This window comes from Brunnivagina elsteri CCALA 953 (genome assembly GCF_002289455.1).
Taxonomy (GTDB): Bacteria; Cyanobacteriota; Cyanobacteriia; order Cyanobacteriales; family Nostocaceae; genus Brunnivagina; species Brunnivagina elsteri.
Window position 1 is genome coordinate 1 of record NZ_NTFS01000290.1, and the last position, 8502, is coordinate 8502.

The following is an 8502-nucleotide window of genomic DNA, read 5'->3' on the forward strand; positions in this document are numbered from 1 at the left end:
AAATTACCCTAGAGGAGTATTTTTTGTTTACCTAATTTATGAATTCCTATACCTAAAAATAGAAATAGAGAAGTATCAAGGTAAGGGACTTCCAGAAAATAAAATCTCCAAATCATATATTTACCAACCCTATCATGCATAAGGGTGGGGAGACCCCACCCCTACAATATTGGAGGATTTATTTCTTGGTGTTCCCTAAGTCAATAGAGAGGAATTAAAATCTGAGATTTGCGTCTAATAAATCAACTTATTTACCAAATATAACTCTGGTTATTATCCCAAACTTCCAAAGCTAAATTACGTAAATAAGTAATAGCAAGCTCAATTTGTTGATTGGTTCCTTGTAAATCTAAATCAAACCAACCATCACCAACGGCATTTGCTCCCAAAATAGCAGCCCTAATATTAATAACCAAACCGTAGTCAGAAACAAGACGAGAAATAACAGGTTCCTCATGATAATCTCTGGGAATTCTAACTCGAATTTTTTTGTCTATAAGAGTGTTGTGAGAAGTCATAATCCAATTAACCTCGTTTTTATTCTACGAAACTTTTTTAGTCGAATGACCTGATTTCTGTTCGAGAATCTCTTTTAATACCAGCGTCACTAATGCCAACATTGCCAAAATCACCGCAGCTGAAAATGCAGTTTCTGTTTGATATTGTTTATAAGCATCTTCAATAAACAAAGGTAAACTTTGGGTTTCACCACCAATATTTCCCGATACCACCGAAACCGCACCAAATTCACCCATAGCTCTGGCATTCGTCAAAAGTATTCCGTACAATAAACCCCAACGAATATTGGGTACTGTAACACGCCAGAAAATTTGCCAGCCATTTGCACCAAGGGTTTGTGCTGCTTCTTCTTGCTCTTTCCCTATTTCATCTAAAATTGGTATTACTTCCCGTGCTACAAATGGCATACTGACAAAAGCACTTGCTAAAACTATACCTGGAAGAGCGAAGAGAATCTTGATATCATGCTCTATCAACCAGCTACCAAACCAGCCATTACGTCCATAAAGCAGCACAATCATCAATCCTGCAACTACAGGTGAAATCGAGAAAGGTAGGTCAATAATACTCAAAACAAAAGCCTTTCCGCGAAAGTTTTTGCGGGTAAGTGCCCAAGCTGCACACAAACCAAATATTGTATTTACAGGTACAGCAATTAATGCCAGTACCAAAGTTAACCAAGCAGCGTGGAGAAAATTGGGTTCAGTCAAGTTAGCAAAAAATGGTGCGACTCCTTTTCTGAAAGCTTGGACAAATACATTTACAGTGGGAATATAGATAACCAAAGCTAAATAAATCAGTGCGATCGCAATCAGTAATTTTGGAACCCAACTTTTCTGTTGATTCGGTTGAGAATTATTTTTGGTCATATCTTCTTCCCCAAGATTGTAAAAGGTTAATTGCCAGCAACATAACTAAGGAAATTATCAGCATCACAATTCCGATGACGGTAGCACCAGAATAGTCATACTGTTCCAAACGCTGGAAAATTAATATCGGTGCAATTAAATCTTGAAACGGGGTATTCGACGAAATAATTACCGTCGAACCAAACTCCCCGACTGCGCGGGAAAATCCCAAAGCCACACCAGTCAAAATCGCAGGCAGCAACGGAGGTAAAATTACCCGTGTAAATGTCTGCAATTGATTTGCTCCTAAACTCCAAGCTGCTTCCTCCATTTCCTTTTCCATTTCTTGGAGTACGGGTTGCACGGTTCGTACCACAAAGGAAAGAGAAATAAACGTCATTGCGATCGCAACACCCAAACGGGTAAAGGATATTTTAATTCCAAAGGGTACAAACAAGGAACCAATCCAACCATTTTCGCTGTATACAGTCGCTAGAGTTAAACCTGCTACAGCAGTTGGCAGGGCAAATGGTAAATCGATGGAAGCATCAATTAGCTTTTTCAAGGGGAAGTCATACCGAACAAGTACCCAAGCCAAAAGAGTTCCAAACACCCCATTGATTAATGCACTTACCAAAGCTGTAGTAAAAGTGACATCATAAGCTGAGAGTGCGACATCGCTTGTGGCAATGCTCCAAAAACTAGCTGGAGATTCGCTACTCGCTTTAAAGAACATGGCAATTATTGGTATTAACAGCATAACTGTTAAGTACACAACACTAATTCGCCATGCCCAGCTATTTCCAATCAATGGGCTGAGAAACTTTTTCCAAACAGGTTGGGGAGTCCGAAATCTGCGATCGGTTGATGATATTGTCATGGGGAATTAGGATTTTGGGTTTTGGACTTCGGAAGAGCTTCAGTCGAACGATGACAGATGGGCAATATACATTACATTGGAGACGCGATTTATCGCGTCTCTAGATTGGTTTCTAACTACGCTTCTTCTTAGCTTGAATTTGGTCAAAAATAGCACCATCCTCGAAGAATTTCTTCTGTGCAGCATCCCATCCACCGAAATCTTCAACTGTTCCCAAGGTTTTGACTACGGGATACTTGTCTTTAACTTCCTTGCTTTGAGCTACGGTTTCATCCACAGAACGGAATCCAACCTTGGCAAACTCTTGCTGTGCTTCTGGTGTATATAAATATTTCACGAAAGCTTCAGCTACTTCACGGTTTCCATGCTTGTCCACATTTTTATCGACAACTGCGATCGGATTGTCAATAGAAATATTCACATCCGGTATCACATAAGACACCTTCTCACCCTTTTGCTCTGCCAAGATAATCTCATTTTCGTAGTTAATTAATGCATCCCCCTGCTTCTGTTTGAAGAATGCGTCAGTCGCTTCCCGTGCATCCTTTGTCAGAATTGGTACATTACTATAGGCTTTGGCAACAAATTCAGTTGCTTTCGCTTCATCCCCACCAGCCTTGATAGCAGAATTCCACAAAGCTAAGAAATTCCAGCGAGCAACCCCGGAGGTTTTCGGGTCTGCGGTGATGAATTTGACACCATCTTTTGCTAAATCTGACCAGGTTTTGATGCCTTTGGGATTTCCTTCCCGTGTCACCAAAGCAGCTACAGATTTGGACACTATACCGTCATTTGGTACTTCCTTCTCCCAACCAGGCTGAATCAATCCAGCTTTCTCAATTTTTTTGGTATCTAATGCCAGTGCCAAGTGAACAATATCTGCTTCCAAGCCATCTATCACTGCACGAGTTTGCGAACCCGAACCACCGTAACTAGTTTTGAAGGTAACATTTTGGCTGTGTTCTTTTTTCCACTGTTCCGTGAACTTAGGAATAATCGCTTCGTGAGCAGCTTTAGTTACAGCGAAGGAAACTAATGTTAGTTGTACATCTTGCCCTTTCGCAGAGGCAGGAGTTGCATTTGGCGTTGCGGCAGAATCCCCAGCGCTAGAATTGTTCGCATTACCACCCGAACAGGCAGCAAGTGTTAAACTTAAAACTGTTCCAACTAAAAATAAAGATACAAAACTTTTTAAGAAATTGAATTTAAATCCCAATTTAACTATGCTTTTGCACTGATTTACAAGTTGCAATAACCTTCGCTGATGCTGCCACAAGCTCATTCTTTGTTTCTCCTTCTGAATCTACGGCTACCATATGGGCATTAAGTATTTTGTAGCTATGGTCATAGATTACACAGAAGTGGGCAAAACTTCAAGAGTAAATCTACATTTTGTTGGTAGAGAATGTGTTGATTCTCAAAAAAAACGGAATTTTGGAGTAAGTATGTTTAGTTTTGTAAGCATCTTGCCAGTGCTATATCTACAATTCACAATGCGATCGCTTAACTAATCTCATCTGCCACAGAGAAATCGGGGTATTGACACTAGTAAAACTCAACGAGGTTGTCACCAACCCCGTTGGTCTTCAAAACCGTGCTTAATGTAGGGTAGGTAGCCAGCGAGTTACCATTACTGGTACTTTTCCAACCACCCCCCTCCAAACTACGCATGACCGTTTCCGTAAGCTGCTACGCAGCTTGATTGTATAATAGGAAATTAAGTAACTAAGCTTTTTCTCAGCCATATGCCAGCAAAAAACCATCTTTCTCAAGAGCAAAAAGAATGCCTATTGAAAACGCTAAAAGAACATGAGAATCCATATGTAAGAGAGAAAATTTTGAAGTTAAATAATTTAGGTTTAGTACCGGGAGTTTCATTTTTCATCAAGGGGGTTAAGGTAACTAAAAGCAAGGGATTTTTTAGTTTTAATGTTGCATGTAAATGGAAACGTAAAATTAACGGAGTAGCACCGTTCATATGGATGGTTTATCTTAACAAATTTTGATAGTTTAAAGTCTGCTATCTCAGCCTATAAACAAAGATTTGATATAGCGGAAAGTTGGCGGTGTCGGCTTCCGTCCCGCCAAACTTTCCAAGACGAAGAGATGTTTAGAGATTTCAAGAAAGGTAGACGCAAAGATGCAGAGAGGAGGTGGGATATTTGGGGTTTTTAATTCCTAACTATTTACTATAACCAATTGCCAATTAATACGAATGGTGTCCAGTAAAAGGGATGTTGTAAATCTTTATTTGTATCGTTTAAAAATGCTAGTTGGGTATTTCGTAATGCTTCGGCTTTGGAAATATTTGGCTTACTTAATTGTTTGTAAAATTCAATCATAAATTTGGCTGTGGATTCGTCTTGTACAGCCCATAATGTTGCCAGGGTACTACGGGCACCTGAACGCACTGCAAATCCTGCTAAACCTAATATAGCGCGGTTGTCTCCTTTTGCTGTTTGACAAGCGCTGAGAACCATTAATTCGATTGGTGTGGATTCGTTTTCGATGCCTATTTTTAATAATTCATCGAGTTCTTTAACGTTAATTTGTCCATCCCAAGTAACAATAAAAGTATCTGCTGATTTGCTGCTAAATTGTCCGTGGGTAGCAAGATGTAAAATAGTAAATGGTATTGATTTAATGGCACTTTTTAGTTTTGAATTGGTAAATTTATCGTTTATAAGTTGTGTTCCTGGAAATGTTGAGGTAATTTCCATTAGTTCTGATTTCACTGCTGGTAGGGGTTGAAAATTTTGACGTGCTTCACTTAATCCAGCTGCTATGACTCGACGATTTTTTCCTTGGTTGGGTTGCGATCGCATTAGTTGCAATCCTGGCGATAAGGCTGTATTATACTTTTGGATGAGGTATTGTTTGCCGTCATATAATCCTGCCATTGGTAGGTTACGCAGTGAACCATCAAGGACAAATACTAGGGTTTTGATGTCGTGACGGGATAATTCTGCTTCTGCTGGACGAATTAACCAGTTATATAATTTTTGTGAAAGTTGCGATCGCTCTTGATTGGAAAATGTTGGGTTCAAGGATTGTCGCATTAATTTGATGGTTTCTTCGACTTCTACTTGCGGTAAAGCTACTCGATATTTTGAAAGCGATTTATTCCCTGGTACTGACAAAATTACTTCGAGACGATCTGGTAAGACAATTGGATATATTACCGCAGCATTTTTGTCGATTTTTTCAATGTTTTCCGGTTTGATATCAGTGCAAGCTTCACGGAAAAAGTTATCAAGTTCGGCAAGTTGTAGTGCTTCAATTAGTTCTCTTGCTTCTTTGAGCTTTTTTTCTCCTGGGTTGGATTCTTCCAGTAGTAATGACACATATTCACGGTAAACAGGTTCAATACTTTCTTTAAAGGAAAACTGCACGTTAGAATTTATTGCAACTAAATCACTTCGTAATGACTTGAGATTTTCTATAGAGAATTTGTAGGCAGCAGATGCTTTTTCCTTATCTCCTAATTGTTTATAAATACGTCCAATTTGCCAAGCTGCTTGATAGGAAATATCTGTAGCATTTATTTCTTGGGAAATTTTTAATGCTTGCTGACTCCATTTTAAAGCTTCATCATATTGTTGCGATCGCGAATTTAATTTACCTAGTTGAACTAATGCATAAGCTTTCGCACGTAAATCTCCTAAATTTTCAGCTTGTTTTATCCCAGTTGCCAAAATTTCTGCTGCTTGCTGATATTTTCTGGAATTTTTTACTGCTAATTCCAAAAGATTTTGAGCAAAATTAACTCTAGCGTAAATTGATGCTCGACTAGGAGGAAGATTTGCTAATTCTGTTGCAACTTGTGGTATTAATGCTTCAGCGTGTTCATTTTGTAATTTCTCTACATACAAACTCAACTGGTTGAGCAGTGCTTCTACTTTTACTCGTGGATTGGTTGCTATATCTGCTGCTTGCTGATAGTAATCTAGTGCTGCTTGAATATCCTCTAAGCTGCGTTTGGTGTTTCCTAAACTAAAGAGAATTTCGCTACTTTCTCCTGTTAAACCCAGTTTTTCACTTATTTTTAAACTATCTTCTAATATTTTTTCTGATTCCTTCAAATCACCAATCACTTGCATTGCAACTCCTAAACTTCGTAAAGCTTTGAATTTTAGCGGTAAATCCTGCTGTTGTTGCAACTGTTCGTTAGTATGAAGTAGTAATTTTTTGGCTCGACTGTACAAACCCATTGCTTGTAATGCCTGGGATTGGTTTATTTTGCTACCTATTTCACCAATCTTATCTCCTGCTGCTATATAGGCTTTTTCTGCTTTCTGCCAGCTTTTTAGCGCTGCTTCTGCTTTCCCTGTACTTATACTTAAACTACCTTGCGTATTTAATATTACTGCTAATACTGCGGAATTGGCAGATTGATGGGAAGTCTGTAAAAGTTTTAGACTGTCGTTAATTGCAATTTCCGCTTTTTTCCAGTCTCCCATATTTTGATAAGCAAGGGAAAGATAACTTAAACTCCATGCTTGGTTGAGTTTATCACCTTGACGCTCAAAGTCAATTGCTGCTTGTTGCCAAATATTAGCAGCTTCGGCAAATTGTCCTGCTTCAAATCTAATTTTACCTTGTTCAAGAACAGATTTGGAGATGTCTGCGTATTTTTGAGTAAGGGAAAATAAGCTGTCATCATTACGGAGTTTAATTGGAGATTGTTGTGAATTAATAAATACCCTAGCTGATGCAGAATCAACTGAAAAAAATAGTAGAAAAAATAATAGGCTGAAATATTTATTCATGTTTTCAATATATTACCAAAAAATAATCTTTTACAAAGTATTGATTGGTATCTCAACTACAAATTCCATACCTTTTCCCAACACGGAATTACAGTAAATTTTGCCTTGATGCTTTTCTTCGATTATTTGACGACTAATTGATAATCCTAATCCTGTTCCTTTACCAACTGCTTTTGTTGTAAAAAATTTATCAAATATTTGTTCTTGCGTTTCTGTATCCATTCCTAAACCATTATCTTGAATCAAAATTTTGACGCAGTTATTATCATATTCGACTATTGTAGTAATAGTAATATTCAAATTATGATGATTTTTTTGATTTATTTCTGCATTTGTTACCGATTCTTCTAAAGCATCGATCGCATTAGCAATGATATTCATAAATACTTGATTTATTTGTCCGGGATAGCAGTTAACAAGTGGTAAATCTCCATATTCTTTAATAATTTCTATGGGAGGATATTTTTTATTTGCTTTGAGTCGATGTTTCAAAATCATCAGAGTACTGTTAATGCCTTCATGAATATCAAATTCAATTTTACTAGAAGTATCAGAACGGGAGAAATTTTTCAAACTGGTACTAATATTGAAAATTCTCTCAATCCCAACTTCTGTTGAAGATATAATTTCTGGTGTTTCTTTCATCAAATCATTTAAATAAATTTGTTGAGCATTTTTATTAATTTCTTCATTAGCTTCGGGATAAAGTTGACGATACATTTGCAAGTGATTTATCAGTTTCGAGGTATATTCTGCTAAATGACTTAAATTCCCCATAATAAACCCAACTGGATTGTTAATTTCGTGGGCAACACTAGCAACTAATTGACCAAGAGTTGACATTTTTTCGCTCTGAACTAATTGGAGTTGTGATTGTTTTAAATCCTCCACTGCTTGAGTTAATTCCTTAGTTCGTTCTGCAACACGCTGTTCTAATTCTATTTTTTGTTCTTCAAGTTGCTTTGCTAAAGAATAGAGTTTTAGATGTATGTTAATTCTTGCTAACACTTCTTCGGTATGAAATGGTTTTGTGATATAGTCAACACCACCGATTGAGAGACCTTTAACTTTATCAATTGTATCAGAAAGTGCTGTCATAAAAATTATAGGAATCTCGCGAGTTATCAAATTAAATTTGAGTTTTTCGCAAGTTTCAAATCCATCCATTCCCGACATCATTACATCTAGTAGTATTAAATCTGGTTGAGCATATTCTGCTTGTTCAACTGCACTTTCCCCATCGAGCGAAACCAAAATCTCCCATCCAGAATCTGCGATCGCATCACACAAAACTTTGAGGTTGTTTTGATTATCGTCTACTATTAAAATTTTCGCTTTTTCAAAAAAATATTTAGTCATTTATTTCAATTTTAATATTTTGTATATATTGTTTTATTTTTTTTATTTGAAAATTATCTGCTAACTCGCGAATAGTAACTACAAAAGGGATATAACTTTTATCTTCTCTCTCTATAATATCTAATAT

General features: G+C 37.2%; 6 protein-coding genes and 1 pseudogene. 1 reads left to right on the forward strand and 6 read right to left on the reverse strand.

All coding sequences use genetic code 11. The features are described 5' to 3' along the window. Positions 1-251: 251 nt before the first annotated feature. From CK510_RS21385 to CK510_RS21400, 4 genes are all read right to left on the reverse strand, one after another. The gene (locus CK510_RS21385) at positions 252-518 is read right to left on the reverse strand and encodes an NIL domain-containing protein (protein WP_095723628.1); all 267 of its coding nucleotides are present in this window, start codon (positions 516-518) and stop codon (positions 252-254) included. A 24-nt stretch (positions 519-542) separates the two neighbouring features. Continuing rightward, a complete protein-coding gene (cysW, locus tag CK510_RS21390; protein WP_095723629.1) occupies positions 543-1388 on the reverse strand; it encodes a sulfate ABC transporter permease subunit CysW in 846 nt (281 codons plus the stop codon). Beyond that, positions 1375-2247 (reverse strand): sulfate ABC transporter permease subunit CysT, encoded by an 873-nt coding sequence (cysT, locus tag CK510_RS21395; protein ID WP_095723630.1) that lies wholly within the window; start codon positions 2245-2247, stop codon positions 1375-1377. The genes cysW and cysT overlap by 14 nt, the downstream gene beginning before the upstream one ends. A 112-nt stretch (positions 2248-2359) precedes the next feature. Further along, positions 2360-3529 carry a sulfate ABC transporter substrate-binding protein gene (locus CK510_RS21400; protein ID WP_095723631.1) on the reverse strand — a complete coding sequence of 390 codons (1170 nt, stop codon included), beginning with the start codon at positions 3527-3529 and terminating at the stop codon, positions 2360-2362. Between the two features lie 463 nt (positions 3530-3992). Between CK510_RS21400 and CK510_RS21405 the strand changes: the two are divergent. Further along, positions 3993-4377: pseudogene (locus tag CK510_RS21405) on the forward strand (hypothetical protein); the annotation flags it as partial. Positions 4378-4436: 59 nt separating this feature from the next. Here CK510_RS21405 and CK510_RS21410 read toward each other — a convergent pair. Together CK510_RS21410 and CK510_RS21415 are read right to left on the reverse strand one after the other, a co-directional pair. Next, complete coding sequence (locus CK510_RS21410; RefSeq protein WP_095723632.1) at positions 4437-7016, reverse strand: CHAT domain-containing protein; 2580 nt, start codon at positions 7014-7016, stop codon at positions 4437-4439. A 30-nt stretch (positions 7017-7046) separates the two neighbouring features. Then, positions 7047-8375 (reverse strand): hybrid sensor histidine kinase/response regulator, encoded by a 1329-nt coding sequence (locus tag CK510_RS21415; protein ID WP_095723633.1) that lies wholly within the window; start codon positions 8373-8375, stop codon positions 7047-7049. Between the last annotated feature and the right edge of the window lie 127 nt (positions 8376-8502).

Bases quoted from the DNA above. Each gene is read 5' to 3' on its own strand.
- CK510_RS21385 (WP_095723628.1), bottom strand. From the start codon at position 518: ATGACTTCTCACAACACTCTTATAGACAAAAAAATTCGAGTTAGAATT.
- cysW (WP_095723629.1), bottom strand. From the start codon at position 1,388: ATGACCAAAAATAATTCTCAACCGAATCAACAGAAAAGTTGGGTTCCA.
- cysT (WP_095723630.1), bottom strand. From the start codon at position 2,247: ATGACAATATCATCAACCGATCGCAGATTTCGGACTCCCCAACCTGTT.
- CK510_RS21400 (WP_095723631.1), bottom strand. From the start codon at position 3,529: ATGAGCTTGTGGCAGCATCAGCGAAGGTTATTGCAACTTGTAAATCAG.
- CK510_RS21410 (WP_095723632.1), bottom strand. From the start codon at position 7,016: ATGAATAAATATTTCAGCCTATTATTTTTTCTACTATTTTTTTCAGTT.
- CK510_RS21415 (WP_095723633.1), bottom strand. From the start codon at position 8,375: ATGACTAAATATTTTTTTGAAAAAGCGAAAATTTTAATAGTAGACGAT.